The sequence below is a fragment of the Herbaspirillum sp. GCM10030257 genome (genome assembly GCF_042666555.1).
In the GTDB taxonomy this organism is placed as follows: Bacteria; Pseudomonadota; Gammaproteobacteria; order Burkholderiales; family Burkholderiaceae_D; genus Noviherbaspirillum.
Genome location: NZ_JBHTDH010000009.1, coordinates 123,782 through 149,791 on the forward strand (window position 1 = coordinate 123,782; position 26,010 = coordinate 149,791).

Genomic DNA, 26,010 nt, shown 5'->3' on the forward strand with positions numbered 1-26,010 from the left:
AGCACATGAGCATTCACTGCATGGGCACTAACAGAGGGCCAACATGAAAGCAGCTTATATCACCGGCCACGGCGGCAACGAAGTCGTTGAAATCGGCAACCGCCCCGATCCCGCACGCCAACCTGGCGAAGTGCTGGTAAAGCTCCACGCTGCCACTCTGAATCGGGTCGATCTTTACATGCGTGACAGTGGTGCAGGAATTACACACCGCCTGCCACAGATCATGGGCCTGGACGGCATGGGTGTGGTGGAAGAGATGGATGCGAGCGAAAAAATTCTGTCTGTCGGCCAGCGCGTCCTGGTCCACCCCGCTGTCGTCTGCGGACGCTGTGAATTCTGCCAACGCGGTGATATCGTCCTATGCACCAAGGTGAGCTATCTGGGAGAACATCGCGACGGCACACTGGCGGAGTACGTCTCGGTACCTGCTGCCAATGTATTCCCGATGCCCGACAAGCTTGCTCCGGATGAGGCAGCGTCGCTCGGTGTCACCTATCTGACTGCATGGCGCATGCTGTTCACCCGGGCTCAGCTGAAGCCCTGGGAAACCGTCCTGATCTTCGGTGTCGGCGGCGGCGTATCGCTGGCCGCGTTGCAGTTGGCAAAACTGACCGGTGCAACCGTGATCGTTACATCGCGGGATGACGAGAAGCTGAAAAGTGCCACTACTGTCGGCGCGGATCATGTCATCAACAGCGCGGCACAGGACGTTGCGAAGAGGGTGATGGAAATTACCGCCGGACGCGGTGTCGACGTGGTAATTGAAAACGTAGGTCAAGCCGTCTGGTCGAGCGCGATGAAATCGCTGGTGCGTGGGGGACGCCTTGTGACTTGCGGCGCAACCACCGGCGACCAGCCGCCGGCGGATATCCGTCGCATCTTCATCCGACAGTTGCAGATTATTGGTTCAACGCTTGGCAACTTCAATGAGTTTCGCAACCTGATCAACTTTGCCGACAAGACCTCGCTGCGACCGATCATTTCGGCGCGATATACGCTGGACGATGTGCATGCGGCGCTGGACCATCTGGATTCCGGGCGCCAGTTTGGCAAGGTAGCGATCAACATCGCAGATCACTAAGAAGGCATCGACGTCAATCGGTTGCCGCGCCGTGTTGGCCCGCACCTAATCATTCCGTCCGTCAGGCACCACCGCGGTCACTTCAATCTCCACGCGCGCCTTGTCCTCGACCAATGCCACGACTTGCACCGCCGTCATTGCCGGATAGTGTTTTCCAATGATGTCACGATAGGCATCGCCGATTTCCTTGTAAGCCGATACATACTCCTGCTTGTCGACCACATACCAGGTCATGCGGACAATGTGTTCCGGCAGCGCATTCGCTTCCCGCAATACATCGACCACGTTTTGCAAAGCCTGCCTTACCTGGCCCGCAAAGTCGCTGGTGCGGAACTGGCACTCCTTGTCCCAGCCGATCATCCCGCTGACAAACACCATGGTGCCTTTCGCCGCGATGCCGTTTGAGTAACCTTTGGGGCGCATCCAGTCCGGCGGTTGCAGGATTTCCATACTTATTCCTTTCGTTGTCAATTCGTCGGCTCAGCCGTATCGGTACCGCAGTATGTGTTGGCACGGATCGCAAATTCGCGCGGCATTGGTATCGCCCGCCGCTCCTTCAGATCCATAGCTACCAACACGACCTTTGCGCGTACGCGCTCGGCATTGTCCGGTCCCAGCAGGCGGATTGCAAGATGAAGCGACGCACCGCCCATCTTTTCCACCCGTAACTCAGCCTGCAGGTTTTCGCCTAATTCACTCGGCGCAAGAAAATCCGTTTCCAGATGCACGGTCGGCAAGCCCCAGCCGTCGCGCAGATGCATGTCATGAAAGCTGGTACTTAGCGCTTGCCCGCACCAGTCTTCGACGAGGCCGTTGATCATCTCAAAATAGCGCGGATAAAACACGATTCCAGCCGGGTCGCAATCTCCAAAGCGTACTGGAATACGCGTGGCAAAAACCCGGCCGCTGCCCGGGTTCATGTTTTGGATCCTGCCGCATCGCGCAGCAACTCACGCGCGATAATGAGCTGTTGCACTTCGGTCGCGCCTTCATAAATACGCAGCGACCGGATTTCACGATAAAGGCGTTCCACCGGCTGCTCGCTCACCACCCCAAGTCCGCCAAACAGTTGTACCGCCGCATCGATCACCTGCTGCGCCGTCTCCGTCGCGGTCATCTTTGCCATCGCGGCTTCTCTGGTGACTTTTTGCCCCTGATCGCGCTGCCATGCGGCGCGATAGGTCAGTAAAGCCGATGCATCAATGCCGGTTGCCATCTGGGCGAGTTTGGCTTGTGTCAGCTGAAAATCCGACAAGGACTGACCAAACATTTTTCGTGACCTTGCACGCGCGAGCGCCTCGTCCATGGCACGCCGCGCAAAGCCGAGCGCAGCGGCGGCAACCGACGTGCGGAAAATATCCAGTGTTGCCATCGCGACCTTGAAACCCTGTCCCTGTTGCCCCAGCCTACATGAAGCCGGAACGCGGCAATTGGCAAAGCGCAACCGCGCCAACGGATGGGGCGCAATGACATTGATCCGCTCCGCAATCTCGAAGCCAGGTGTATCGGCATCGACAACAAAGGCTGAAATACCGCGTGCGCCCGGCGCTTCGCCGGTGCGCGCAAACACAACATAAAAATCAGCGATGCCGCCATTGGAAATCCATGTCTTTTCGCCGTTGAGGACGTAACCTTGCCCGTCTTCCACGGCGACACACTGCATGGCGGCGACATCGGACCCGGCTTCCGGTTCCGATAACGCGAACGCCGCAATTGCTTCACCTTCTGCGACACGGGTGAGGTAACGTTCTTTCTGGTCTTCCGACCCGAACAGCGTAATAGCGCCCGAACCCAAGCCTTGCATGGCAAAGGCAAAATCGGCGAGGCCGGAATGGCGAGCGAGCGTTTCGCGGATCAGGCATATAGCCCGGGTATCGATAACATCCAGCGCGCCACCGTAGCGTGTACCACCAATCGCATGTCGCAACCATCCGGCTTCGCCAAGCTGGCGAACCAGATGACGGCAAGCGGCATCGACATCGGTGCCATGCTCCTGGCTGATGCTTTCACTGGCCCAGCGGTCGAGCGCCGCTTCCAGTTCCCTGTGCTGCGCGGCCATGAATGGCCAGTCGAGATAGCTTTTATCCGCCATTGCTGCTCCTTTTTTTAATCGCCTTCAAAGGTCGGCCTTTGTTTGGCAACGAAGGCGTGGTACGCCCGATGGAAGTCATTGGTCATCATGCAGATGGCCTGTGCCTGCGCTTCCGCTTCAATTGCTTCATCGACTCCCATGTTCCATTCCTGCTGCAGCATCTTCTTGGTCATCCCGTGCGCAAAGGTGGGACCGCGGACCAGATCGGCTGCGAACTGCTGGGCGTCGGCGAGTACCGTTTCCGGCGTGCTCAGTCGATTGAAGAATCCCCAGCGTTCTGCTTCTTCGCCATTCATGGCACGACCGGTATATAACAGCTCCGATGCCCTGCCCTGGCCGATGATCCTTGGCAGGATGGCACAGGCGCCCATATCGCACCCGGCAAGACCAACCCGCGTGAAGAGGAAGGCAGTCTTGCTGCGCGCCGTACCAAAACGAATATCGGAAGCTAAGGCGAGAATCGCGCCGGCGCCCGCACAGACGCCATCGATCGCGGCAATGACGGGTTGCGGACAGGCGCGCATGGCCTTGACCACATCACCGGTCATGCGGGTGAATGCCAGCAAGCCGGGCATGTCGAGTTTGGTGAGCGGGCCGATGATTTCATGGACATCACCGCCGGAACAGAAATTGTCACCCGCGCCGGTGACGACCACCGCGTTCACATCGTCCGCATAGGCTAGTGCGCGGAACAGGTCACGCAGTTCGGCATAGGAATCGAAGGTCAGCGGATTCTTGCGCTCCGGCCGGTTCAATGTCAGTGTGGCGACGCAATCCTTGACAGAAAAATGGAAATGCCTGGCTTCGTAGTTTGCAAGACCCTGGCGATTGCCTGGCAACTGCTGTGGTTCTCCCGGTAAATAGCGCATGTTATTCCTCGTTGTCGGTCATCGGACCGTTCAGATGTTGTTTGACTTTGGACAGCAATTCGGTCAGCTTGCTTTTCTCGGCATTGGAAAGTCCGCCCAGCAATTCGTCTATCCATCCTTCATGGACCGATGCCATGCGCTCAAATGCTCGTCTGCCCGCAGCGGTCAGTTTTACGCTGTAGGCACGGCGATCATTGGGGTCTGGTACGCGTACCACAAGCTTTTCCTGTTCAAGCTGATCGGTGATGCCGGTGATATTGCCGCCGGTGACCATCATGCGCTTGGACAGCTCGCCCATACGTAATCCTTCGGGATGGCGTTCCAGCTGCGCCATGAGATCGAAGCGCGGCAAGGTAATGCCGAATTCATTGCGCAGCCGTGACCGGATTTGATCTTCGATCAGCACGGTACAGGACAGCATGCGTAACCAGACGCGCAGGGACTGATGATGGTCCTTGCCGAGACGGCTTTCCATATCGAAAACCTGCGCCGATTCCTGTTCGGGTACTTCATCGGCGGCATTGATGGGCTTGCGTGGCATGTTGTTCCTTACATGACTTCGCCGCCGGCAACGGCGATGGCTTGTCCGTTCATCGCGGCTGACTGTGGCAGACAAAGCCAGGCGACTGTCGCGGCTACCTCTTCCGGGGTAACAAGCCGCTTCTGTGGATTTCCGGCAGTCAGTTCGGCCTGTGCGGCATCCGCGCTGCGGCCGGTCTTGCTGACGATGTTTGCGATCGTCTCCTTGACGATATCGGTATCGGTATAGCCCGGACAGACGGCATTAACGGTGATGCCCTTGGTCGCAAGTTCGAGCGCCAGTGCGCGCGTCAAACCGATCACGCCATGCTTTGCCGCGCAATAGGCGGAGACATACGCGTAGCCGGTCAGTCCGGCCGTGCTCGCGAGGTTAACTACCCTGCCCCAACCCGCACGCAGCATGCCGGGCAAGGCGGCCTGCGTGCAGTGGAAGGTCCCATTCAGGTTGACTGACAGCATCTGGTTCCAGAGTTCACTGTCCGTTTTCAAAAAGGGAGCGGAACTTGCCTGACCCGCATTGTTGACAAGGATACTGACTTCACCATGCTTTAAGGTCGCTCGGCTGAAGGCTTGCGTAATTGATGCCGGATCTGAAACATCCGCCATGAAGTAATGCACATCGCCTGAAGCAGCGAGCGAACGAGCAGTATCGGCAAGTGTCGCCTCACTGCGGCCGAGCAAGGTCAGCTTCGCGCCCTGTTCAAGCAGCGCTTTCGCAATCGCCGCGCCGATGCCTCTGCCTCCGCCGGTCACCAGCGCATGCCGGCCTTCCAGTGGCTGTCTCATCTCGCTCATGATCCCTCCATGAGGCGAGCAGCGATCTGCTGCGGGGAGAGACCGCTATTGGCAGCCGCCATCTGCCTGTCACGTTCAATATTGCGCTCAAGCTGCACCTTGGCCGGGCGGTACTGTTTCGGCCAGGCCATGTCGTGATAGCCGATCTTTGCCGCTTCATTCAGGGTCCAGGCTGGATTGGCCAGATGCGGTCGTGCAATCGCGCACAAGTCGGCACGGCCAGCGGCGATGATACTGTTGGCATGGTCGGCTTCGTAGATCGCACCAACGGCAATAGTGGGAATGCGTGCTTCATTGCGTACCCGGTCGGCAAAGGGCGTCTGGAACATCCGGCCATACACGGGCTGCTCCTTTTTACTGACCTGGCCGGACGAACAGTCGATCATGTCGGTACCGGCCTGCTTGAACAAGCGCGCGATCTCCACAGCATCGTCTGGCGTGATGCCGCCTTCGACCCAGTCATGCGCCGAAATGCGCACACTGATCGGCTTGTCTTGCGGCCATACTTCGCGGATGGCGGCAAATACTTGCAATGGATAACGACAACGGTTTTCTAGCGAGCCTCCATACGCGTCCTCGCGTCGATTGGTCAGTGGTGAAATAAAACTCGACAACAAGTAGCCGTGCGCGCAATGCAGTTCCAGCCAGTCGAAGCCCGCTTCCGCAGCGGCACGGGCCGCCATGACGAAATCAGCCTGGATGCGTTCCATGTCATCGCGTGTCGCCGCGCGGGCGACCTGGGAAACACCATCCAGATATTGCATCTCGGAGGCAGCCACCAATGGCCAGTTACCGGATTCAAGCGGCAGGTCGATACCATCCCATGCGCAGCGCGTCGAACCTTTGGGACCGGCATGCCCTAACTGGATTGCAATTTTTGCATCGGTATTGGTATGGACAAAGTCGACGATACGCTTCCATGCAGTGACATGCTCGGGCGCATACAAGCCCGGACAACCCGGCGTGATACGCGCATCGGCGGATACGCAAGTCATTTCCGCAAACACCATGCCGGCACCGCCCATCCCCCGGCTGCCGAGATGCACGAGATGGTAATCACCGACCGTTCCGTTCACGGCGGAGTATTGCGCCATGGGTGACACAACGATACGGTTCTTCAGTACGGTCCCGCGCAGCCTGAACGGCGTCAGCATTGGAGGAGGCGTTTGCTTACCGTTATACGGCATGGGAAGTCCTGCCTGCGCGAACGAACGCTCGGCAATCAACTGCTCATAACGCTGCACATAGTCCGGATCGCGCAGCCGCAGGTTTTCGTGGGAGATGCGCTGGCTGCGCGTCAGCATGGAATACGCAAGTTGTTCAGGTTCCAGATAAGCATAGCGCTGCACGTTTTCAAACCATTCCATGGAATTGCGCGCCGCACTCTGAATCTTGAGCACCTCAACCGAACGCAGCTCCTGGTACGCATCCAGCACCTTCTCCATGCCATCCTTCCCGTGTGTGTCGAAGCAGCGCGCCAGCTCGATCGCATCTTCGAGGGCAAGCTTGGTTCCTGATCCGATCGAAAAATGTGCGGTATGGGCGGCATCGCCCATCAGTACGACGGGAACTTTCTTTGCACCGATCCGGTTCCAGTGCACCCATGCCTTGCAGATCACGCGCGGGAATTTGATCCAGATAGCCGCACCACGCAAATGCTTGGCGTTGCTAAGCAAAGGATAGCCGTCGAGATAGCGGGCGAATAGCTTTTCGCAATACGCAATGCCTTCCTCCTGGCTCATCTTGTCGATGCCGGCTTTTTGCCAGGTTTCTTCCGGCGCCTCGATGATGAAAGTCGAGGTGTCGCCGTCAAACTGATAAATATGCGCCTGGAACCAACCATGTTCGGTTTCTTCAAATGCAAAGGTGAAGGCATCGAACATCTTTTTGGTGCCTAACCAGACAAAGCGGCAATTGCGCATGTCAATGTCGGGCTGGTAGGTGTCCGCATAACGGGTCCGGATGCGACTGTTCAGTCCGTCACTGGCAATAACAAGGTCGGCATCATATTCTGCCGCGATCTTCTGATCGTCAACGACATCGGTTTCGAATACGAGCTTGACGCCAAGCTGTTCGCAGCGTTCCTGCAAGATATTGAGTAGCCGCTTGCGCCCGATGCCGCAAAAGCCATGACCGCCCGACGTCACGGTCTTGCCCTTGATGTGCACATCGATGTCGTCCCAGTGATTGAAGGACTGCAGGATGGTGCGTGCCGTTTCTTCATCGGCCACGCTCAGGTTACCCAGCGTCTGATCGGAAAAAACGACACCCCAGCCAAAGGTGTCGTAGGGTCGGTTGCGTTCAATGATGGTGATATCGTGCGCGGGATTCCGCTTCTTCATCAGCAGGCCGAAATACAAACCGGCGGGGCCTCCGCCTATACATACTATCTTCATTGCTTGCCTCGTTCCTTGCTGACTTTTTTCTGACTTTTTTGCTGCGTCGTCAAATTTATCTGGCTGCTCTCTTACACCGCTTGCTCACGTAACTTAAACCGCTGCAACTTGCCGGTTTCCGTGCGCGGCAGTGAATCGCGGTATTCAATTGCGCGGGGATATTTGTAAGGAGCGATACTCTGCTTGACGAACGCCTGTAGCTGTGTCGTTGTCGCATCGTCCGGCGCGATACCCGGCTTCAGCACGACAAACGCCTTGACGATCTGTCCGCGTTCGTCGTCCGGCACGCCGATCACCGCGCATTCCGCAACGGCTTCATGTTTAAGCAAGGCGTCCTCGACTTCCGGACCGGCAATGTTATAGCCGGCGGAGATGATCATGTCATCGGTACGGGCGCGGTACCAGAAATAACCATCGGCATCCATCTCGAATGCATCCCCGGTCAGGTTCCAGCCGTCATGCACATAATCGGCCTGCCGCGGGTCCGCAAGATAACGGCAACCGGTCGGCCCCATGACGGCCAGTCGGCCAACGACACCTGGGCCAACGGGATGGTTGTTGTCATCCAGAATACACGCACGATATCCGGGAATGGGCTTGCCGGTCGCACCTGGCCGGACGGCATCGCCGGCGGCGGAAATAAAGATATGCAGCATTTCCGTCGCGCCGATGCCGTCTATCATGGAGATTCCCGTTGCGCGTTTCCAGGCATCCCGCGTGGCCGTGGGCAAGGCTTCGCCGGCGGATACGGTTTTCTTCAGGCTGCAAATATCGTACTTCGACGCGAGCGGCGCCATCTGCCGATAAAAGGTGGGCGCGGTAAAGCATACTGTCGGCCTGAATTCCTGGATCGCCTGCATCAAAGTTTCCGGGGTCAGCTTCTCCAGCATGATGGTTGACGCACCGATACGCAGCGGAAATAACAGAAGACCGCCGAGACCGAACGTGAACGCCAGTGGTGGCGTGCCGATAAAGACATCGTCTGCGCTTGATTGCAACGTAGAACGCGGAAAGCAATCGCAGACTGCGAGGATGTCCCGATGAAAATGCATCGTACCCTTTGGCTTGCCTGTGGTACCCGACGTAAACCCGATCAGGCAAACATCTTCGGCGGAAGTGTCAACGGACCGGAAAACGCCGGACTTGGATCCCATCGCCTGCTCCAGCGCACCCTGCGTGCCGCCGTAGTACATGACCTGACGCAGCACAGGCGACTGCTCTCTCGCAAGCTCCATTTCTTCCTTGAGCTCGGATGCGCATAACGCGGCGCCAACTTGCGCCTTGTCGAGGATGACAGACAGTTCCTTCGCGCGCAGCAGAGGCATGGTGGGTACGGCGATGCAACCAGCCTTCCAGACGCCGAGTATCGCTGCCGCCAGCATGGGATGGTTTGCCCCGCGCAACAGCACGCGATTACCGGGAACCAGCTTCATGTCATCCTGTAATACGGCGGCAATGCGGTTCGCGTTTTCAAGTAGTTCGCGGTAGGTCCAGTCAATATTGCGGTTACGTACTGCGGGCTTATCGGCAAAGCCATTCGCCACCATCTTGTCGAGCAATTCGACAGCGCAATTCAACCTCGGCGGGTACTGCAATTCAGGCAATTCAAAAACCAGCTTCGGCCACTGTTCACGCGGAGGGAGATTGTCTTTGGCAAAGTTGTCCACATGCGCAGTCTCATTCATATCCGCTCCTTTGGTCACCGGCCAGGAAAACGCAAGCGATTGTGTCGCCGCGTCATTGCGAAATTACTTTAAACCTAAACTATTTTAACTTCAAGGATTATTTGCGACCGATTTTTGCGCCAAGTTTTGAGAATGACGGAAGGTATTGAATAAGAGAAAGGAAAGCCGGCGTAGCGTCGTCTGCCGTCTTGCGCATCATGAAGCGCACCGAAGAATTAAACGATGGGTTCTGCGCACTTCGGCGGCCCGCCGATGACGAGCCGCCTCGTTCAATGAATCAGTATCACCGCGCCGCGGCAAGCTCTTCCGCAAGCACCTTAACCAGGTCCGCCGCAGGTAACTCCCGTGCCAGCGCCGCGCCCTGCCCGGCCCACGTCACTGCAAAGCCCTGCACTCCTTTTTGCGCTGCAGCAGCAGTCAAAGCCTTGGCGACATCATAAGCAATCGGATAATCGGGAATTGGCGGATGGCCGTCTGCGCCGATGTCGGTGATAAAGCGGTTCATGAAACCTCGCGCCGATCTGCCTGAAATGGCATCCGTCAGTTCGGTACGATGAACATGCTCGCTTTTGAACAGGCTGCGATAAACCGCATTGGCGGACGATTCGGGACAGAGCACGAAGGCCGTTCCCAGTTGTACCGCACTTGCCCCCAGGGCCATCGCGGCAGCGATGCCCTGACCGTCCATGATGCCGCCTGCCGCGACGATCGGCAATGTCGAAGATTTGGCCAACAGGCGCACCAGTGCAAAGGTGCCGATACCAGCATCGCCTTGCTCAGGATCGAAAACTCCTCGATGCCCGCCGGCTTCTACCCCCTGCGCCACGATGACATCAATGCCGGCCTGCTCAATCAGTCTCGCCTCCGCCGGCGTTGTGGCGCTCGCCATCAGAATAATGCCTGCGGCCTTGAGTGCATCGATATAGCGCTGCGGCGGAAGGCCGAAATGAAAGCTCACAATGGCCGGACGCTGTGTCAAGAAAACCTCCAGCATCGCCTCGTCCTCGACAAAACTCTTGTAAATTTCCTTGAGGCGTTCCGGTGGAGCAACTCCCAGCTGGTCAAAGTGCGGCCTCAAATGCGCGATCCATCGTGCCTCGCGTTCCGCGTCGGATTGTGCCGGACGGTGGCAAAAAACATTCACGTTGAAAGGCTTGTCGGTCAGTTCGCGCATCTCGGCAATCTGGGCCATCGCCTGTTCGGCCGTGTTGGTGCCAAGCGGCACCGAACCAAGCGCACCGGCTTCGCAAACCGCTGCGGCAAGTTTGACGGTCGAGACGCCCGCCATTGGCGCCTGAATGATGGGTATACGAATCCCAAGCTGGGAAAAGAGTGCGCTTGTCATACTTCACCTTTCTGGTTTCCGAGTTTGCTGAATTTAAAGTCAATTTCTTTACTGCCCGCTTGACTATTCTATTCCAAAAGAAGATGATTTCAACCATATCATTCTCTTTTTAAGATTAAAAACCCGATGGATCTCGCTGTCCTCGAAATATTTCGTGCCGTTGCGCAGGAGAAAAGCGTCACGCGCGCCGCGCAGCTTCTCGACCGTGTGCAGTCGAACGTAACGACGCGCATCAAGCAGCTTGAGGAGGAGTTAGGGGCAGTACTTTTCCTGCGCGAGGGCAAGCGTATGCTGCTGACTCCCGAAGGGGAGCGTTTTCTTGGTTATGCGGAAAAACTGCTTTCACTTGCAGATGAGGCAAAGCAGTCGTTGCATCCCGGACAGCCGCAAGGCACTCTCAGGATAGGTGCGATGGAGAGCACCGCCGCGACGCGGCTTCCGAAGCCTCTTGCAGCTTTCCACTCGCGCTGGCCGGGAGTAAGCCTCTCAATAACAACCGGCACCTCGGAAGACCTTATTGATGCGGTTCGCGATCGCCGCCTTGACTGTGCGCTTGTGGCGGACCCGGCGGCCCTGCCGTCCTGCAGCTTTGCCCATACTGTCAAGGAAGAGAGCCTCGACTGGATACGCATGTATACCGAACAGTTGATGCTTGTGCTCCCGGCACACCACGAGCCGGTAAGCGCGCCTGAAAAGATAAAGGTACGGACTCTTGCGGGGTTCGGGCAAGGATGTACCTATCGCGAAATTGCGGAAGACTGGTTCGCCGGCTCCACCGCAACCCCCGATCAAAAACTCAGGGTGCTTCCAGTTAACTCCTATCACGCGATTCTGGCCTGTGTCGTCTCGGGCTCGTGCGTCGGCATCGTACCGCAGTCGGTGCTCGATCTGCGCAGCGAGCCACTGCGATTGCAAGTAGTCCCCTTGATGCAGGTCGACACCTTGCTGGTCACTCGCGCAGGATTTCGCACACCGGCGTTTGAAGAGTTTTTACGTACTTTGCAGGCGTCGTAACTTGGCTGCATCGTTAGGTCGTTGAGGAGAATCCCTTGCATTCGCCGGAACAACCCATGCCTTCGCTACAGTATCCAGTCGTCCTGCGGGAGACACTGGCAGCCGCAGTCATTCTTGCTGTAGGCATGGGCTTTGGCCGCTTTGCCTATACCGGCATGTATCCCTTGATGGTACGAGACGGCTTGCTTAGCGTATCCACGGGCTCGATGGCAGCATCGGCAAATTATGCGGGGTACCTGGTCGGAGCCTTGCTGGTAAGCAGAACGGGCCCCGGCAAATCGGCCTTCCTGTGCAAGGCAGCGCTCGCTGGCACCGTGCTCTGCCTCGCCGCACTTGCGCATGATGGTGGTCCTGCATACATCATTACGATACGACTGATCGCAGGGATAATCAGTGCGCTTGCCATGGTAAGCGCTTCCGCATGGCTGTTTCAGGTCGTAGGTAACACCCAAGGTGCACCATTGCTGTATGCGGGCGTCGGGGTCGGCATCATGATGTCCGCTGAAACGATCGCTATCGGCAATGTCCTCACGCTGCACAGCTCCATGCTCTGGCTCGGCCTAACAGTAGGGAGCGGCATTCTGTGCGCGTTTGCGTGGCGCTTTCTGACAACGCAGCAAAGATCTGCCATGGCATCTGGTTCTTCGACTTTGCCGCGTGGGCAAAGTCTAGGACCATGGTCATTAATTGCGATATACGGCCTTGCGGGATTTGGGTACATCATTACCGCAACCTATCTCCCCCTGTTCGTCCGCAACGCAATCGGTATGTATGATCCCATACATATATGGGCCGCCTTCGGCCTGGGAGCAGCGCCATCGTGTTTTCTTTGGCACCAGCTTCAATTGCGCTTTGGAACACGTCGGGCCCTGGTCTTTAATCTCATTGTCCAGGCGGTTGGTGTAATGCTGCCTATTGTTAGTAAATCGCCGCTGGCTTTTCTTCTAAGCGCGCTTCTCGTTGGCGGTACCTTCATGGGTACCGTGACGATTGCCATGCCCGCTGCGCGACATCTCGCGACCGTAGTGTCGTTTAATATTTTTGCCGTCATGACTGCCGCCTACGGTATCGGGCAGATCATTGGCCCGCTCTTGTCCGACGCGCTGTACCGGCATACGCAGACGTTTGATGCCGCGTTATGGGTGGCCTGCGGCGCGCTCCTGTTGGCTGCGGCGATATCGTTAAAGGCAAGAGCACGTCCGCATTCATAATCTGGGCGCCATACCGTCTTCGGCTTCCTTTATGAAATCTTTCAACGCAGCGTTGTGCAGCTGTATTAAACCAACATAACTTGTTATCTAATAAAGGTAGCAATTTCCAGCTGCTGTTTTAGCTCTACGGCTCGTAGCACATTTGTCACTTGATTCCAGATATCGTCGATAGATTTCGCTCATTGCAAAGATGTTTGATATAGACCAAGCGAAGGGGAATGAAAGCTAATTCGTTGAAACATGTGTCATTCACTTACCGTCGAAACCCTCCTGATTGATTCTATCTCGGAGATTTCGTAATGAAAAAGGTAATACCTATCGTGCTGACCGCATTCCTTGCAGCTTGTGGCGGAGACAATAACGATGATGCAACGGTCGCAAATGCGCAAACTAACACTCCAGCCGCCGGCGCCACCCCCACGGATTCGACGACAACGACCGGGGCACCGCCAAGCACGACAGGGACCACGCCTGCTGCATCTGCAGCACCTGCAACGCCGACTGCTACAACACCAGCCGCTACAACTGATACGAATGCCAGTGCAAATCCAAGCAGTTCTTTCCTCTCTGAAGTATACCAATCGGGGGTTAGCGAATTGCAGCTTGCGAAATTAGCATTACAACGCGCAACGAATCCAGACGTACGCCGCTTTGCGCAGACGCTGATTGACCACCATACACAAATGAATGCCTCACTCTCGCAGCTTGCACAGGTCAATGCCATTGCTTTGCCGTCAGCCGCAAACGCTGAGGATGCAGCTTTGCTGACATCGCTTACTTCGGCACAAGCTACCGATTTTGACCGGCTATATATGCAACATAATCTTGGTGCCCATCGTCAGGATCTGTCGCTGTTCAGGCAGCAGGCAAACCTGAATTCGACTCTCACGATTAGTGGGACAGGTGCTACCGGAACAACCGGCACTACAGGCACGACCGGTGCAGGTACCACAACGGATGCAGCTGGTACAGCTACCGGTACAACCGGAACAGGGACGACCACCGGCACTGGAACGACGACACCGAGCGGCCTGACAGCTACACCGACGGCCGGGGCCGGCGCTGCAACTGGCAACACGACCGGTGCGGCAACGGGGACGGGTACTGCCACTCCGACTCCGACCATCGCTTCGCAGACGCAAACCTTTGCCATGAACGCGTTACCTGCTCTCAATACCCATTTGCTGCTGGCTAAGGAAATCACTGGCTCAATCGATCCCGCTGCCTATATCCTCGCCGCGTATGAAGATGGACTTGCAGAAATCGCGCTGGGCCAACTCGCTGCGCAAAAGGTCAGCAATGCCGAAGTGAAGGCGTTTGCAACGATGATGGTGACCGAACATACCGCGCTGAACAATACGATTAAAACCTTGGCGACTGCAAAAGGCATCACTCTGCCGACGGACAATGCCGCAGCCGCCTTGCCGGCCGAACATCAGATAGTGCAGAACAGCCTTGCGCAGCTGACCGGCAACGACTTCGACAAGGCGTACATGAGCCACAACGTCATCGTCCACCTTGCCAATGTGAATGCAACGACCGTCCAGTCTCAATCGGGGGCCGATGCTGAAGTACGTGCATTGGCAACAGAGTCCTTGCCTCGACTAACAACGCACTTCGACCGTGCACAGCAACTCTACCAAACGCTAAGCGCGTCGTTCCTGGTATCGGCCTATCAAAGTAACGTCACTGAAATCCTGCTGGCAAAACTCGCGACATCGTCGCAGCCGCCTGCACAGACCGGTACCACAGGCACAACAGCACCCGGTACTGGAACACCCACTACTGGCACAGGTGCAGGCACTGGTACAGGCACCGGATCCCCTCAGGGGCAAGCCCAAAATCCAGCAACCACTCCTAGGGCAACTAACGCGGCGGTTCTTTCATTTGCACAGAAAATGATTGCTGATCATACCAATGCCAACGCACAGGTAGCCACGCTGGCCGCGCAAGAAAACATCCGGCTGCCAGAAATCCTTCCCGCAGAAGCAATTCTGGCATTCCGTACTCTCTGGCCCCTGAGCGGCGAAGAGTTCGATCGTGCCTACATGACCACGAATGTCGATACCCACACGGCTGCTGTCAACCTGTTCACAAATCGTGCGCAGAATGAGACCGACCCCGAGCAGAAGCAGTTTGCACAGGCGACTCTGCCAATCCTGCAGGGACACCTTACGGAATCGCAAACCATCAGCGCAAGCGTTGGAGTTAGCACAACCGACCCGGACTCCACTGGTACGCCCGATGTTACCGACACTACTGGTCCCGGCACGACAGAAACTGATACAGGTGCCACACCTGGAGCTGATGCAGGCACCACACCTGGGGCTGATGCGGGCACTACACCTGGGGCTGATGCGGGCGCGACCGGAAGTGCTGATACCGATACTGCCGCCTCCGGTACAGGGGCGGCTGCGGATGCCGCTGCAACGGATGATGCAGCGACTGGCGCCGCTGCAACCGACACTGCAACAACTGGCACTTAAGTCCACCGCAAGCAAAACAGGGACTGGCCGCCCGGCATAAAGTCGGGCGGCTTTTCCCGTACATTGCTCTCAGCAAGCTTGGATCATCAAATTATCACGCCGCCTTGAAGTGCACAGAAAAGCGCGTACCCTTTTCCTCCGGTCCATCTTCAATCCCGATACGGGCATCGTGGATTTTCGCAATGTCATGTACGATCGCAAGCCCCAGTCCTGTACCGCTGGTTTTATCGTCCAGACGTATGAAGCGCTTGAATATCTTTTCCCGATCCGCCACTGGTACGCCGGGACCGGAATCTTCAACCAAGATTGTCACGATGTCGACCTCCTGAAAACACTTCACCGTGATTCTGCCGTTGGCGTCACAATAGCGCACGGCGTTGTCGACAAGGTTATCAACCAGATCGCGCAACAAAAAGCGATCTCCCATGATTTTGGCAGGCTGCAATTCGAAACCGATATCAATATTTTTCTTGTCTGCTTCCTGCACAAAATGTTGAATCGACTCCGCCATCAATTTGTCGAGTTCGACAATCTCGAAACGCTTGTTCTCGACCTGCCCCGGCTCGGCGCGGGCCAGCGATAACAATTGATTGGTTTGCCGGATCATTCTGTCGATCGAGTCCGTCATGAGTTGAGCCGATTGTTCTGCTTCCCGGTTTAACCCATGGCTCGTGCGCAGCAGTTCAAGCTGGGTCTTGAAGCCTGCGAGCGGGGTACGCAACTGATGTGCAATGTCGGCAAGGAAGGCCTGCCGGGCGCGACTGTCGTCCTGCGCGCGCGCCAGCAGACCATTGATCGCGCGCACCAATGGACGTAACTCAGCCGGCATGTCGTGTTCTTCGGTCGGTGTCAGGTCATTGACATGGCGCGTGTCGAGACGAGTACGGATTTTTTGTAGAGGGAAGAGACTTTCAGTGACGGCAAACCATACGATCGCCAGTGATGCGATGAACAATATAGCTTCCAGTCCAATTAAGGCCAACAGGATACGTGACTGGATCTGTCGCCGCGCCGTGAGGGTTTCCGCAACGCCGATCCATAGAGGCTGGCCCGCCATCACAATTTTCATTGCAACGACACGAACATGCAGCTTCCGCAAGTTGGACATGTACGCAATCGGTTCATTATTTTTACCAGCGAAGAAAAGAAACGACGGGAAATCGGTGTCTCCGGCCAAGGTAACGCCGCGAACGTCCCGCACTGCGTAAAACACCGAATCGGCCTGATTGACACGCAACATGCGTTCCGCCTGATCGGAAAGATCCAACGTAATCTTGCCGTCGACAAGCTTGATGTGCGCACGCAGGTCATGCACCGCATCTACCAGATTCTGATCAAGCGCATCTTGCGCCGGCGACCACGCGAGCATATAGATCAGCAAGGCACCGACCAGGTTGATGACGACAAGTGGAGCGATCAACCATTTCAGAAGGTCCGCGCGAATGCTGGCAGTCATTCCTTGCTCGCTTCGAGCATGTAGCCAAAGCCGCGTATGGTCCGGATAACGATTCCTGCTCCTGCAATCTTGATACGGATGCGCGAGACATATACCTCGACCGCATTCAAGGTAAGTTCTTCACCCCATGGAAGAATGGCATCCAGAATCTGTTCCTTGGAGACAACTCGGGTTGCCTGCTGTAGCAGGTATTCAAGCACTGCCCACTCACGCGCCGACAATTCGATCACCTTGTCGTTCACCCTCGCGCGTTTCGCATGCATGTCGAGCGTCAGTCCCATCAATTGCAGTTCGGATGGGCGTGGACTGCTGCGTCGGACCAGGGCGCGAATGCGTGCGGCCAGTTCTGGTGCGGCAAAAGGCTTCACCAGGTAATCGTCGGCGCCGAGTTCAAGCCCCCTTACCCGATCCTCGATGGCGTCGCGCGCGGTAAGCAGTAGCACCGGAACGTTGCTACCCCGCGCCCGGAGGCGGCGGACAACTTCAAAACCATCAATGCCCGGGAGCCCAATGTCGAGCACAACGACCGCCACTTCACTGCGTTTGAGTAGTGCATCTGCCTCCGAACCATTCGACGTCACATCGACCACCATCCCGTAGCCTTTGAGGATACGGGAGATGCCGTCGGCGAGCACCGCGTCGTCTTCTACCAGTAAAACATGCATTGTTGTTAACGTTGGGTTACATCCGTCGTACTGCCGTCGCGCGGTCAAAGCGCGTTCTGGATTGGATGATGTTTTCTCTTGCGTCTAATGGTATTGGAAAATCAGGCACAACGGGCTTTTGAGGAAATATTTTCTGTGATGAAGCCTGCCCGGATGTCAGCTTATTGTCAGGAATTCTTCAGGTTGCTGACAGCCCCGGTATTTATAGTCGCGGCTCCCAGGAGCGCATCGCCGGGTAGTGTGCCAAAAGCTGAACCCCATTGAGATACAGAGAGGTAAAGGCGTTTGGAAATCGATAGGTTTTGCATGTTCGTTAAAACGGTTTAATACGATCGTGTGCAACTGTGCGATGCAATCCTAAAACATATCCGCCTCAACGAAGGCAGGATCAACAACATTGGAGACCGGTGTGCCTAACTTTATAAGGAACCCCCAGGATTTCTGGTCGGGCGTCATTTTTCTTGCCTTCGGCCTTGCCGCAGCGCTGATCGGCCGTGAATATGCAATGGGAACCGCGGGTCGAATGGGCCCCGCTTATTTCCCTACCATTCTCGGCGGATTGCTTGCAGTGATTGGCGCCATTTCGGTTGTCCGGTCGATGTTCCGCTCCGGTGACCCGATTGAACGCATCGCGATCAAGAATCTCCTCATAATTCTATTGGCCGTCGTGCTGTTCGGCCTGCTGGTCCGCGGTGCAGGGCTGGTAATCGCTGTCATCGTCCTGGTGATGCTGAGCGGCTTCGCAAGCCGGAAATTCCGTTTACTGCCGTTTCTCGCTGTGGCAATCGGCCTTGCGGTGTTCAGCGCGCTGGTCTTTGTGGTTGGCCTTGGCTTGCCGATGCCGATCCTCGGCGCCTGGTTTGGATACTAAGGAGCTGCCATGGAAATCCTCAGTCATCTCGCACTCGGTTTCGATACCGCGCTGTCGCTCAACAACCTGCTGTATTGCCTGATCGGCGTGTTTCTCGGTACGGCCATCGGTGTGCTGCCTGGACTTGGCCCGGTGGCAACCATCGCGATGTTATTGCCTGCCACCTTCTCGCTGCCCCCGATCGCTTCCTTGATCATGTTGTCGGGCATTTATTACGGCGCGCAATACGGCGGTTCCACCACCGCGATTCTGGTCAACCTGCCGGGAGAATCCTCGTCGGTAGTCACGGCGATCGACGGTTACCAGATGGCACGTCAGGGGCACGCCGGCAAGGCATTGGCGACGGCTGCTCTCGGTTCCTTCTTCGCCGGGACGGTCGCCACCTTTCTACTGGCCATGTTTGCGCCGCCGCTGGCGGAACTGGCATTGAAGTTTGGCCCTGCCGAATACTTCTCGCTGATGGTACTGGGTCTGGTGGCCTCGGTAGTGCTGGCGCACGGCTCGCTGCTGCGCGCAATTGGCATGATCATTCTCGGCCTCCTGCTGGGTCTGATCGGTACCGACGTCAATTCAGGCACGCCGCGCTATACCTTCGATATGCCGCAACTTGCTGACGGTATTAACTTCGTCGTCGTTGCCATGGGTATGTTCGGCCTTGGGGAAATCATCTCCAATCTGGACAATGAAGAAACACGCTCGATGCTGTCGATGAAAGTCGGCAATCTGATGCCGAACAAGGATGATTTCAAGCGCATCGTTGCCCCAGTCCTGCGCGGCACCGTCCTCGGCTCCGCGCTGGGCATTCTGCCAGGCGGCGGCGCAATGCTGGCATCTTTTTCAGCTTACTCGGTCGAGAAAAAGGTATCGAAGAATTCTGCCCAGTTCGGCAAAGGTGCCATTGAAGGCGTGGCCGCACCAGAAGCTGCCAACAACGCCGGCGCGCAAACTTCCTTTATCCCCATGCTGACCTTGGGGATTCCATCGAACCCGGTGATGGCATTGATGATCGGCGCGATGATCATCCAGGGTATCCAGCCGGGACCGGCGGTGATGACCGAACAGCCGGCGCTCTTCTGGGGCATCATCGCCTCGATGTGGATCGGTAACTTCTTCCTGGTCGTGCTGAACCTGCCGATGATCGGGCTATGGGTACGCATGATCATGGTGCCTTACCACTTCCTGTATCCGGGTATCCTGGTGTTCTGTACGATCGGCGTATTCAGCCTGTCCAACACGGAGTTCGATGTCTTCATGATGGCGGGCTTCGGATTGTTCGGCTACATCTGCGCCAAGCTCGGTGCAGAGCCGGCACCGATGCTGCTGGGCTTTATCATCGGGCCGATGATGGAAGAATATCTGCGTCGCGCCTTGCTGCTGTCACGTAGCGATCCGATGGTCTTCCTGCAGCGTCCCATCAGTGCCACCATGCTGGTGATCTCGGCGATCGCAATGGCGGTGGTGTTGCTACCCTCCTTGCGCAGGAAGCGCGAAGAAGCCTTTGTGGAGTGATGTGACGGCCGGGCTTATCCGTATGGCGGATGGCCGGGCTTATCCGTATGGCGGATGGCCCGGCCCAGCGTTGCGCAAAGACAGACAGATTGCCTATCGCCGAGCACGGCAAGAAATAAAAAAGGGTTGCGACAAGGAAGTCGCAACCCTTTTTTACTGAATAGCTGGTGCCAGCTGAAGGCCTCGAACCCCCTACCTGTTCATTACAGTTGAACCGCTCTACCAGATGAGCTAAGCCGGCATCGTGATTACTATTCTAGTTACATCCTCCTGGCCGTTCTTGATCTTTGCCAAACGGCGAAACAACTTTGACCCGAGGATGGCATTCCGCTGATGCCAAGGTATATTCCTCGAAAGCGGCATACCGTTGCTGAAGGGACAGTTCTTTTTAAGATATATCCTCAATGTCAGCGTAGTGTCAGCTGCTTGTCAGGCTTTCACAATGGAAGCGGCGTAGTATCCTGACTGTCTCCTCTGTTTCCTCTATTGCTTGAAAAAGCTTAGCCCGCGATAACCTTATCCGTGGGCTTTTTTTCGCCATACTGGCAGCAAGTCACATTGCCATCGCGGCACGTTCAGGCAAGCACTTGTTCTCGGCTTTAAACAAATGCCTTCGAGGGGCAAACGACGGATCGCAAGACCATATATCCCGTTTCCGGCAGAATTTTCCATCGGGTCCTATACTTGCAAGCTCTACGCGCCGACAGAGTCGCGGACAATTTAAGGAGACAACATGTTGCATCCACAGGCAAAAGCGCTTCTCGATCTCATTGAACAACGCGGCGTACCAGCAACGCACACGCTAAGCGTCACCGATGCACGTACCTTTTACCGTGAACGGCGCGGCTTCACCCAACCAGACCCCGCCGACGTTGCGGAAGTCCGTCACCTTCAGGCCGAAGGGCCACATGGAGCAATTCCATTACGCCTCTATAAACCGCTTGGCGGCGACATGAATAAAGGCTCGCTGCCGGTGCTGGTGTACTTCCATGGCGGAGGGTGGGTCATCGGTGACCTTGATACGCATGATTCCTTGTGCCGACAGCTTGCGAACGCTTCAAAGTGCGCAGTTGTGTCCGTCGACTACCGGCTCGGCCCCGAGCATCGCTTTCCTGCAGCGGTGGACGACAGCATTGCGGCAACCCGCTGGATTCACAAGGAAGCAGATAAGCTGGGCGTAGATGCATCGCGGCTTGCCGTAGGAGGCGACAGTGCGGGGGGAAATCTCGCCGCTGTCGTTGCGATTGCCTTGCGCGACGCGGGCGATGTCCGGATCGCCTTCCAGCTGCTGATTTATCCTGCCACGGACATGCGCCGCGGCGCTCCGTCACACACGACCAACGGTCAGGGCTACTTGCTGACCAGCGATACGATTACGTATTTCCATGATCATTACATCGACGACGCGGCCCATGACCTTGACTGGCGCGCATCGCCGTTATTGCATCCTGACCTGACTAACCTGCCGCCGGCACTTGTACTGACAGCAGGGTACGACCCGTTGCGTGATGAGGGCTTGATGTACTCGCAACGCCTGAGCGAGTCAGGCAATCGGGCAACGCATATTTGCTTCGAACGCCAGATTCATGGCTTTATTACGATGGGCCGGGTGATTGATGAGGCTAATGCGGCAGTCGAACTATGCGCTTCGCAACTTGCCCGCCATCTGGCCCTCTAAGCAAATAACTTCAGGAAAGTTGCAAAGAAAGAAAATCCGCGGAATGAGCCGAATGATTCCTACGTTTAAGCGGACAATGCAACTTCCTGAGTCGCGCGCGCTCTATCTAGCCAACTTGGAAAGCGACGACAATTATGAGTTTAATCGGCTTTATTCAACAATACGGTTACTTCGCACTGGCACTTGGCAGCTTTCTTGAAGGCGAGGCCATTGTCATGGCAGCAGGGTTGGCGGCTTATCACAATCACCTGACATTGCCAGCGGTTATCGTTATTGCTGCGATCGCCAGCTTTTTAGGCGATCAACCGTATTTCTATGCGGGACGAAAATATGGCGCATCGTTGCTAGGACGTTTTCCGTCCTTACAATCGAGAAAATCCAGAATTGACGAGTTGATACTGCGACATCATATGCTGTTGGTCCCGACGCTGCGTTTTTTATACGGATTGCGTATGGTCGGGCTGATCGCCTTTGGCATGAGCGGTATCGCCACTTTGCCTTTCCAGATGCTGAATCTGCTGAGTGCCGTAGTTTGGGCGCTGGCTTTCGCGCTGATCGGATTCGGTGCCGGCTACGGCTTGCAGTTTCTCGGCGAAACTTCGGGCGTGACGCAGGCAGCTGTTGCGGCGACGGTGCTGTTATGCGTGACAATTGCTTATGCCATGCGTCACCGTAAAAAGAATCCAGGACAGTAAGGGCAGTCGACCCAACGAGATGCCGATGAAGGCACGTCGCACATGTCAAATTTGCCAAACTGCCTGATTGCCCGATGATCCTAAATGCACTTGTGCATTTACTAACTTAACTGCAAGAACCCGGGCGTCCGCGCTCAGATATCGTATTGATCCAGCGCGATCCTCGCCGAGTCGGCGATATCGGTACCGATCAGGCTGATGACCGGCTCCTCACCTGCTGTCGACGCATTGCTGCAGCGTTTGGCCGCAGCAAGCGCGGTCAGCTGTCGCCGAATATGGCGTGCCAGTGAAATGCGCTTGTCGGTGCGCTTGAGGCCGAACTTGCCGCGATAGCGAAAGCCGTCTTCAAATATCACCTGGACATCGCACTGATCATCTTCAGCGATCGGCATGCCATCATCGGCCCAGTTCTTCAGGACCATGTCGGCGGCCTGTATCGACGAGACACGCGCCTTGGAATGAAGACCTTTTGTACGCTGGATCAGGACGCGGGAGACATCCACCTTTTCACATCCGTTGCTTGCCACTTGTTACCCTGTCAGAAAAGTACGTTGGAGCGATCAACCGGACGACAAGTTGCATCAGCCTGAAAGCATATGCACACGAAGTCGCTTATTTTCGCGCCCGGTCCGTCGCAAGAAAAACGCAGGAAACCAATTACGCAGAAAAAAGCCCGCAGACCTTTCGGTTGCGGGCGAATCCAATTCAAGAAGAGTTGGAGGAGACAACCAGATACTACAACCATGGAGCGGCATAGTCTGCTTCCGAATGGTGATAGCAGATATTCAGGGGCCTGATACCAGCAGGATATACCGTCATGCGCGCGCAAATGCGTGCTTGTTCATGTGCATTCCGGCCCGGTGGCCTGTCATGTCACGCTTCATTTCGCCCTTTAGCGAAGTGGCTTCCTTACCCTCCATAGACATTATCTGTCGAATTCGTTCCACGAAGTCGAATTAAAAAATGCCCTTTAAATAGGCATCTCACACCCTTATCACACCCATTTGGGCCGGACATTTAGTCGAGAAGATATTCGCGCGTGAGTTGTCGCGCACGGTGCAGTCGGCTTTTTACGGCGGCCGCTGTCAATCCAAGGCGTTCTGCCATTTCTCCAATGCTCAACGCTTCAAAATCACGTAGCAAAATGACATCACGATAGTGTTCTGGCAGTGCCTCGAGCGCTGCGATCAGCTCAAGTCGAAGGCTCTCATTGTTATGCACTGCCAGCCAGTTTTCTAATTTTTCCTCATCATAAGGATCGAAGTTCAAGGCTTTGCGCCCCAGACGACGACACTCGCGCTGGACCACCCTGAACAACCATCCAGAGAAAGCAGCAAGTGCCCGCAGTGAACTGATCCGGCGTGACAGGGTCAGCAAGGCTTCCTGAACCGCGTCGTCCACATCGCTGATCATGCAGTGCCGTTGTGCATAACGCCGGACATCAGGCTGGCACAGGCGCAGCAGGCGCTCAAGGGCGAATGGATCGCCCGCATGCGCTGCTGCCAGCAGTGGATAGTGTTGTTCTGCCAATGCCATTTATCTTCCTATTTGTTCAGGCGGCGCCCGACCATAGCGCATGCTGGACAGAATCCTAGCAGACTCGACATTGCCAGGCAGGCTGCGCCTGCAACCACGAGCCACTGCAGCGGCCCGGTCGCGACCACCAAGCCATAAGCAATCGCGGCGACTGCACTTAACAGGCGTACGATGCGCTCCCAGGTCGGCACGTTTTTTACATACATCATTGCTGCGTCCTTTCAGTTAACGGGCGACATACCCACCAACTAAGAGGCCGCTTCGGCCCAGACGGATTCGCGCAGTCAAAAATTCTTTTCAGTCGCAGGCAAACGTCTTAGGTACAGGGCGGGTCTGCCCGTTCTCGCATGCAAAACTTTTGCGAATGCTCTTTTGTATATCCGTTTTCTCGTCCGCTCCAAGCCCCAAACGGCGACGAAAGAACAACGAACAATGACATGCCGCAAAGAATATGTTGCGACCGACACACACTCCTGCAGCCCATGTTTACGAGTGGAAATCCGAGTGCTATCGTTCCAACTGCACCGCCACTCTTTATGTTCATCGCCATGCTTATTCGTGACCTCGCCGCCATTATGTTTCGTGCCACTGCAGCCGCAGTCGCCGTGTCGTTTCTCGCCGTTGTACTGGCCAAATACGCCGCCGCCTGATAGCGTGTTTTTGTATGGCCGGTAGAGGTTCCTGTACCGGCCATACCCAGATTCCTACCGGGGCGCATTGTGCGCTAACGGCCGGTACCGGCACGAACCGATGATGGCACACCCTGCCGTCTCAGAATCCCTGCCCTGGCGCTAACAGCCCGCTGGCGGCAATCGTTCCAGATCTCCATTCCCAATTTATTCCACAAGTAATCAGCGGCACTGCGCACACGTGGTGCGCGCGCAAGCGTGCTCGACGCAATGGCATTGCGTCCGCGAGGCGCCGCCCATCAGCAAACAGGACCACGCTCATGCTGGTCAGTCGGATGACAAATCAATAAATGACTTCCGGAATTCAGGTCATTGGCGCATAAAATACGGTTTCCATCACCATATCTAGTAAACAGGAAACCACCCATGGCTTACATGCTTCTGATGATTGAACCCAACGACCAACGCGCCTCCCGCACCGAAACCGAAGGCCGCGCGGTCTACGATCGCATGATGTCGTTTGCCGCAGACTTGCAAGCCCGGGGATTGCTGCTTTCCGCCGAGTCGCTTGCCTCCCACAACCATGCCTCCCGTGTTCGGGTGGAGGGCGGGAAGTCCAAAGTCGTCGATGGACCGTTTGCCGAAGCAAAGGAAATGGTAGGAGGCTTTTTCATGGTGAATTGCCAGACGCGGGAGGAGGCGCTGGCACTTGCCGCTGAATGCCCGGCCGCCGAATGGTGTACGGTCGAAGTCCGCAGTCTTGCGCCCTGTTATGTTGTCTGATTCGCTTGTTACAAGTTAAACAGAAAAAGTAAAAAAATTTCGCCGGCTTTGTCGATTTCGTGTCGGCTCGATCGTCGTGGAGTTAGAAACCAGGAAAAATGGGGGCCCGCCGCTTCCCTTACCTGTGTTTGCTACCCACCATCAAGGAGATCGAAATGCGATACATGATTATTGTAAAAGCGTCCGAACAGTCGGAAGCCGGCGTGATGCCTGACGAAAAACTGATTGCCGCCATGGCCGATTACCATGAGCAGCTGGCCAAGGCTGGCGTGCTCCTCGATGGATCGGGACTACAGGCGAGCGCCAAGGGTTGGCGCATCAATTATTCCGGCGGCAAGCGCACTGTCATCGACGGACCTTTCGCCGAAACCAAGGAGCTGGTTGCCGGTTACACGATCATTCAGGTACGTTCACGCGATGAAGCGCTCGAATGGACCCGCCGTTTTCCCGCTCCGCACGGCGAGGACGCCGATGCGCAAATCGAGGTACGCCAGATGTTCGAACTGGATGATTTTCCGCCGAGTGAAAGCGTCGAACAGATGCGCTCCATTGGAGTCGGCGCACTCACCGCGCAGTAGGCAGGCCACTGTCCACAATCCATCAACCCTCGGCAGATAAGCGACTTTCTCAGGAAAATCCGATGGTGCACAACGTCGTCCTGCCAGTCGCCGCAA

Annotated in this window: 25 protein-coding genes and 1 tRNA gene; 11 read left to right on the forward strand and 15 right to left on the reverse strand. The window is 56.2% G+C overall.

Going from position 1 to position 26,010, the window contains the following annotated elements; all coding sequences use genetic code 11:
• Positions 1-43: 43 nt before the first annotated feature.
• Entirely contained in the window at positions 44-1,081 is a 1,038-nt protein-coding gene (locus tag ACFQUU_RS15745) for a zinc-binding dehydrogenase (RefSeq protein ID WP_382248754.1), read from the forward strand.
• Between the two features lie 45 nt (positions 1,082-1,126).
• Here the strand turns inward: ACFQUU_RS15745 and ACFQUU_RS15750 are convergent, their stop codons facing one another.
• From ACFQUU_RS15750 to ACFQUU_RS15790, 9 genes are all read right to left on the reverse strand, one after another.
• Positions 1,127-1,531 (reverse strand): RidA family protein, encoded by a 405-nt coding sequence (locus ACFQUU_RS15750; protein WP_382248756.1) that lies wholly within the window; start codon positions 1,529-1,531, stop codon positions 1,127-1,129.
• A 17-nt stretch (positions 1,532-1,548) separates the two neighbouring features.
• Complete coding sequence (locus tag ACFQUU_RS15755; RefSeq protein WP_382248758.1) at positions 1,549-2,001, reverse strand: acyl-CoA thioesterase; 453 nt, start codon at positions 1,999-2,001, stop codon at positions 1,549-1,551.
• Positions 1,998-3,173 (reverse strand): acyl-CoA dehydrogenase family protein, encoded by a 1,176-nt coding sequence (locus ACFQUU_RS15760; protein WP_382248760.1) that lies wholly within the window; start codon positions 3,171-3,173, stop codon positions 1,998-2,000. The genes ACFQUU_RS15755 and ACFQUU_RS15760 overlap by 4 nt, the downstream gene beginning before the upstream one ends.
• 14 nt (positions 3,174-3,187) lie before the next feature.
• Entirely contained in the window at positions 3,188-4,042 is an 855-nt protein-coding gene (locus ACFQUU_RS15765) for an enoyl-CoA hydratase family protein (protein WP_382248762.1), read from the reverse strand.
• Position 4,043: 1 nt separating this feature from the next.
• Positions 4,044-4,583, reverse strand: a complete 540-nt coding sequence (locus ACFQUU_RS15770; protein WP_382248764.1) for a MarR family winged helix-turn-helix transcriptional regulator — start codon at positions 4,581-4,583, stop codon at positions 4,044-4,046.
• An 8-nt stretch (positions 4,584-4,591) separates the two neighbouring features.
• Positions 4,592-5,377, reverse strand: a complete 786-nt coding sequence (locus ACFQUU_RS15775) for an SDR family NAD(P)-dependent oxidoreductase (RefSeq protein WP_382248766.1) — start codon at positions 5,375-5,377, stop codon at positions 4,592-4,594.
• Positions 5,374-7,773, reverse strand: coding sequence for a bifunctional salicylyl-CoA 5-hydroxylase/oxidoreductase (locus ACFQUU_RS15780; protein WP_382248768.1), 2,400 nt, complete (start codon positions 7,771-7,773; stop codon positions 5,374-5,376). The genes ACFQUU_RS15775 and ACFQUU_RS15780 overlap by 4 nt, the downstream gene beginning before the upstream one ends.
• 71 nt (positions 7,774-7,844) lie before the next feature.
• On the reverse strand, positions 7,845-9,458 hold the full coding sequence (locus tag ACFQUU_RS15785; protein WP_382248770.1) for an AMP-binding protein: 1,614 nt from the start codon (positions 9,456-9,458) through the stop codon (positions 7,845-7,847).
• A 283-nt stretch (positions 9,459-9,741) separates the two neighbouring features.
• Positions 9,742-10,803 carry an NAD(P)H-dependent flavin oxidoreductase gene (locus tag ACFQUU_RS15790; protein ID WP_382248772.1) on the reverse strand — a complete coding sequence of 354 codons (1,062 nt, stop codon included), beginning with the start codon at positions 10,801-10,803 and terminating at the stop codon, positions 9,742-9,744.
• A 126-nt stretch (positions 10,804-10,929) separates the two neighbouring features.
• Here ACFQUU_RS15790 and ACFQUU_RS15795 point away from each other — a divergent pair, with 126 nt between their 5' ends.
• From ACFQUU_RS15795 to ACFQUU_RS15805, 3 genes are all read left to right on the forward strand, one after another.
• A complete protein-coding gene (locus tag ACFQUU_RS15795; RefSeq protein ID WP_382248774.1) occupies positions 10,930-11,817 on the forward strand; it encodes a LysR substrate-binding domain-containing protein in 888 nt (295 codons plus the stop codon).
• A gap of 56 nt (positions 11,818-11,873) precedes the next feature.
• Positions 11,874-13,028, forward strand: coding sequence for a YbfB/YjiJ family MFS transporter (locus tag ACFQUU_RS15800; RefSeq protein ID WP_382248776.1), 1,155 nt, complete (start codon positions 11,874-11,876; stop codon positions 13,026-13,028).
• A gap of 299 nt (positions 13,029-13,327) precedes the next feature.
• Positions 13,328-15,514: a DUF4142 domain-containing protein gene (locus ACFQUU_RS15805; RefSeq protein ID WP_382248778.1), complete on the forward strand. Its 2,187-nt coding sequence runs from the start codon at positions 13,328-13,330 to the stop codon at positions 15,512-15,514.
• 94 nt (positions 15,515-15,608) lie between these two features.
• Here the strand turns inward: ACFQUU_RS15805 and ACFQUU_RS15810 are convergent, their stop codons facing one another.
• On the reverse strand, positions 15,609-16,970 hold the full coding sequence (locus tag ACFQUU_RS15810; protein ID WP_382248780.1) for a sensor histidine kinase: 1,362 nt from the start codon (positions 16,968-16,970) through the stop codon (positions 15,609-15,611).
• Complete coding sequence (locus tag ACFQUU_RS15815) at positions 16,967-17,635, reverse strand: response regulator transcription factor (protein WP_382248782.1); 669 nt, start codon at positions 17,633-17,635, stop codon at positions 16,967-16,969. Before ACFQUU_RS15815 ends, ACFQUU_RS15810 begins: the two co-directional genes overlap by 4 nt.
• 409 nt (positions 17,636-18,044) lie before the next feature.
• Between ACFQUU_RS15815 and ACFQUU_RS15820 the strand changes: the two genes are divergently transcribed.
• Positions 18,045-18,506 carry a tripartite tricarboxylate transporter TctB family protein gene (locus ACFQUU_RS15820; RefSeq protein WP_382248784.1) on the forward strand — a complete coding sequence of 154 codons (462 nt, stop codon included), beginning with the start codon at positions 18,045-18,047 and terminating at the stop codon, positions 18,504-18,506.
• Between the two features lie 9 nt (positions 18,507-18,515).
• Complete coding sequence (locus ACFQUU_RS15825) at positions 18,516-20,015, forward strand: tripartite tricarboxylate transporter permease (protein WP_382248786.1); 1,500 nt, start codon at positions 18,516-18,518, stop codon at positions 20,013-20,015.
• Between the two features lie 165 nt (positions 20,016-20,180).
• Here ACFQUU_RS15825 and ACFQUU_RS15830 read toward each other — a convergent pair.
• A tRNA-Thr gene (locus ACFQUU_RS15830) sits at positions 20,181-20,256 on the reverse strand.
• A gap of 492 nt (positions 20,257-20,748) precedes the next feature.
• Here ACFQUU_RS15830 and ACFQUU_RS15835 point away from each other — a divergent pair.
• The gene (locus ACFQUU_RS15835) at positions 20,749-21,693 is read left to right on the forward strand and encodes an alpha/beta hydrolase (protein ID WP_382248788.1); all 945 of its coding nucleotides are present in this window, start codon (positions 20,749-20,751) and stop codon (positions 21,691-21,693) included.
• Positions 21,694-21,827: 134 nt separating this feature from the next.
• The gene (locus tag ACFQUU_RS15840; protein WP_382248790.1) at positions 21,828-22,388 is read left to right on the forward strand and encodes a DedA family protein; all 561 of its coding nucleotides are present in this window, start codon (positions 21,828-21,830) and stop codon (positions 22,386-22,388) included.
• Between the two features lie 134 nt (positions 22,389-22,522).
• On the opposite strand, the gene ACFQUU_RS15845 is transcribed toward ACFQUU_RS15840, so the two are convergent.
• The 3 genes from ACFQUU_RS15845 to ACFQUU_RS15855 form a co-directional block, all read right to left on the reverse strand.
• Positions 22,523-22,915 carry a hypothetical protein gene (locus ACFQUU_RS15845; protein ID WP_382248792.1) on the reverse strand — a complete coding sequence of 131 codons (393 nt, stop codon included), beginning with the start codon at positions 22,913-22,915 and terminating at the stop codon, positions 22,523-22,525.
• A gap of 490 nt (positions 22,916-23,405) precedes the next feature.
• The gene (locus tag ACFQUU_RS15850) at positions 23,406-23,924 is read right to left on the reverse strand and encodes an RNA polymerase sigma factor (protein WP_382248794.1); all 519 of its coding nucleotides are present in this window, start codon (positions 23,922-23,924) and stop codon (positions 23,406-23,408) included.
• A gap of 8 nt (positions 23,925-23,932) precedes the next feature.
• Positions 23,933-24,133: a DUF2892 domain-containing protein gene (locus tag ACFQUU_RS15855; protein ID WP_382248796.1), complete on the reverse strand. Its 201-nt coding sequence runs from the start codon at positions 24,131-24,133 to the stop codon at positions 23,933-23,935.
• Between the two features lie 273 nt (positions 24,134-24,406).
• On the opposite strand from ACFQUU_RS15855, the gene ACFQUU_RS15860 reads away from it, so the two are divergent.
• The 3 genes from ACFQUU_RS15860 (at position 24,407) to ACFQUU_RS15870 (ending at position 25,914) form a co-directional block, all read left to right on the forward strand.
• Positions 24,407-24,574, forward strand: coding sequence for a hypothetical protein (locus tag ACFQUU_RS15860; protein WP_382248798.1), 168 nt, complete (start codon positions 24,407-24,409; stop codon positions 24,572-24,574).
• A 405-nt stretch (positions 24,575-24,979) separates the two neighbouring features.
• Entirely contained in the window at positions 24,980-25,336 is a 357-nt protein-coding gene (locus ACFQUU_RS15865; RefSeq protein ID WP_382248800.1) for a YciI family protein, read from the forward strand.
• 155 nt (positions 25,337-25,491) lie between these two features.
• Entirely contained in the window at positions 25,492-25,914 is a 423-nt protein-coding gene (locus ACFQUU_RS15870) for a YciI family protein (RefSeq protein ID WP_382248802.1), read from the forward strand.
• Positions 25,915-26,010: the final 96 nt, after the last annotated feature.

Excerpts from the sequence above, each read along its gene's own strand:
- ACFQUU_RS15840 (WP_382248790.1), top strand. The coding sequence starts at position 21,828 with ATGAGTTTAATCGGCTTTATTCAACAATACGGTTACTTCGCACTGGCA.
- ACFQUU_RS15850 (WP_382248794.1), bottom strand. The coding sequence starts at position 23,924 with ATGGCATTGGCAGAACAACACTATCCACTGCTGGCAGCAGCGCATGCG.
- ACFQUU_RS15760 (WP_382248760.1), bottom strand. The coding sequence starts at position 3,173 with ATGGCGGATAAAAGCTATCTCGACTGGCCATTCATGGCCGCGCAGCAC.
- ACFQUU_RS15860 (WP_382248798.1), top strand. The coding sequence starts at position 24,407 with ATGTTTACGAGTGGAAATCCGAGTGCTATCGTTCCAACTGCACCGCCA.
- ACFQUU_RS15805 (WP_382248778.1), top strand. The coding sequence starts at position 13,328 with ATGAAAAAGGTAATACCTATCGTGCTGACCGCATTCCTTGCAGCTTGT.
- ACFQUU_RS15775 (WP_382248766.1), bottom strand. The coding sequence starts at position 5,377 with ATGAGCGAGATGAGACAGCCACTGGAAGGCCGGCATGCGCTGGTGACC.
- ACFQUU_RS15755 (WP_382248758.1), bottom strand. The coding sequence starts at position 2,001 with ATGAACCCGGGCAGCGGCCGGGTTTTTGCCACGCGTATTCCAGTACGC.
- ACFQUU_RS15800 (WP_382248776.1), top strand. The coding sequence starts at position 11,874 with ATGCCTTCGCTACAGTATCCAGTCGTCCTGCGGGAGACACTGGCAGCC.
- ACFQUU_RS15855 (WP_382248796.1), bottom strand. The coding sequence starts at position 24,133 with ATGATGTATGTAAAAAACGTGCCGACCTGGGAGCGCATCGTACGCCTG.
- ACFQUU_RS15835 (WP_382248788.1), top strand. The coding sequence starts at position 20,749 with ATGTTGCATCCACAGGCAAAAGCGCTTCTCGATCTCATTGAACAACGC.
- ACFQUU_RS15795 (WP_382248774.1), top strand. The coding sequence starts at position 10,930 with ATGGATCTCGCTGTCCTCGAAATATTTCGTGCCGTTGCGCAGGAGAAA.
- ACFQUU_RS15815 (WP_382248782.1), bottom strand. The coding sequence starts at position 17,635 with ATGCATGTTTTACTGGTAGAAGACGACGCGGTGCTCGCCGACGGCATC.
- ACFQUU_RS15780 (WP_382248768.1), bottom strand. The coding sequence starts at position 7,773 with ATGAAGATAGTATGTATAGGCGGAGGCCCCGCCGGTTTGTATTTCGGC.
- ACFQUU_RS15810 (WP_382248780.1), bottom strand. The coding sequence starts at position 16,970 with ATGACTGCCAGCATTCGCGCGGACCTTCTGAAATGGTTGATCGCTCCA.
- ACFQUU_RS15865 (WP_382248800.1), top strand. The coding sequence starts at position 24,980 with ATGGCTTACATGCTTCTGATGATTGAACCCAACGACCAACGCGCCTCC.
- ACFQUU_RS15770 (WP_382248764.1), bottom strand. The coding sequence starts at position 4,583 with ATGCCACGCAAGCCCATCAATGCCGCCGATGAAGTACCCGAACAGGAA.
- ACFQUU_RS15750 (WP_382248756.1), bottom strand. The coding sequence starts at position 1,531 with ATGGAAATCCTGCAACCGCCGGACTGGATGCGCCCCAAAGGTTACTCA.
- ACFQUU_RS15825 (WP_382248786.1), top strand. The coding sequence starts at position 18,516 with ATGGAAATCCTCAGTCATCTCGCACTCGGTTTCGATACCGCGCTGTCG.
- ACFQUU_RS15870 (WP_382248802.1), top strand. The coding sequence starts at position 25,492 with ATGCGATACATGATTATTGTAAAAGCGTCCGAACAGTCGGAAGCCGGC.
- ACFQUU_RS15765 (WP_382248762.1), bottom strand. The coding sequence starts at position 4,042 with ATGCGCTATTTACCGGGAGAACCACAGCAGTTGCCAGGCAATCGCCAG.
- ACFQUU_RS15785 (WP_382248770.1), bottom strand. The coding sequence starts at position 9,458 with ATGAATGAGACTGCGCATGTGGACAACTTTGCCAAAGACAATCTCCCT.
- ACFQUU_RS15790 (WP_382248772.1), bottom strand. The coding sequence starts at position 10,803 with ATGACAAGCGCACTCTTTTCCCAGCTTGGGATTCGTATACCCATCATT.
- ACFQUU_RS15745 (WP_382248754.1), top strand. The coding sequence starts at position 44 with ATGAAAGCAGCTTATATCACCGGCCACGGCGGCAACGAAGTCGTTGAA.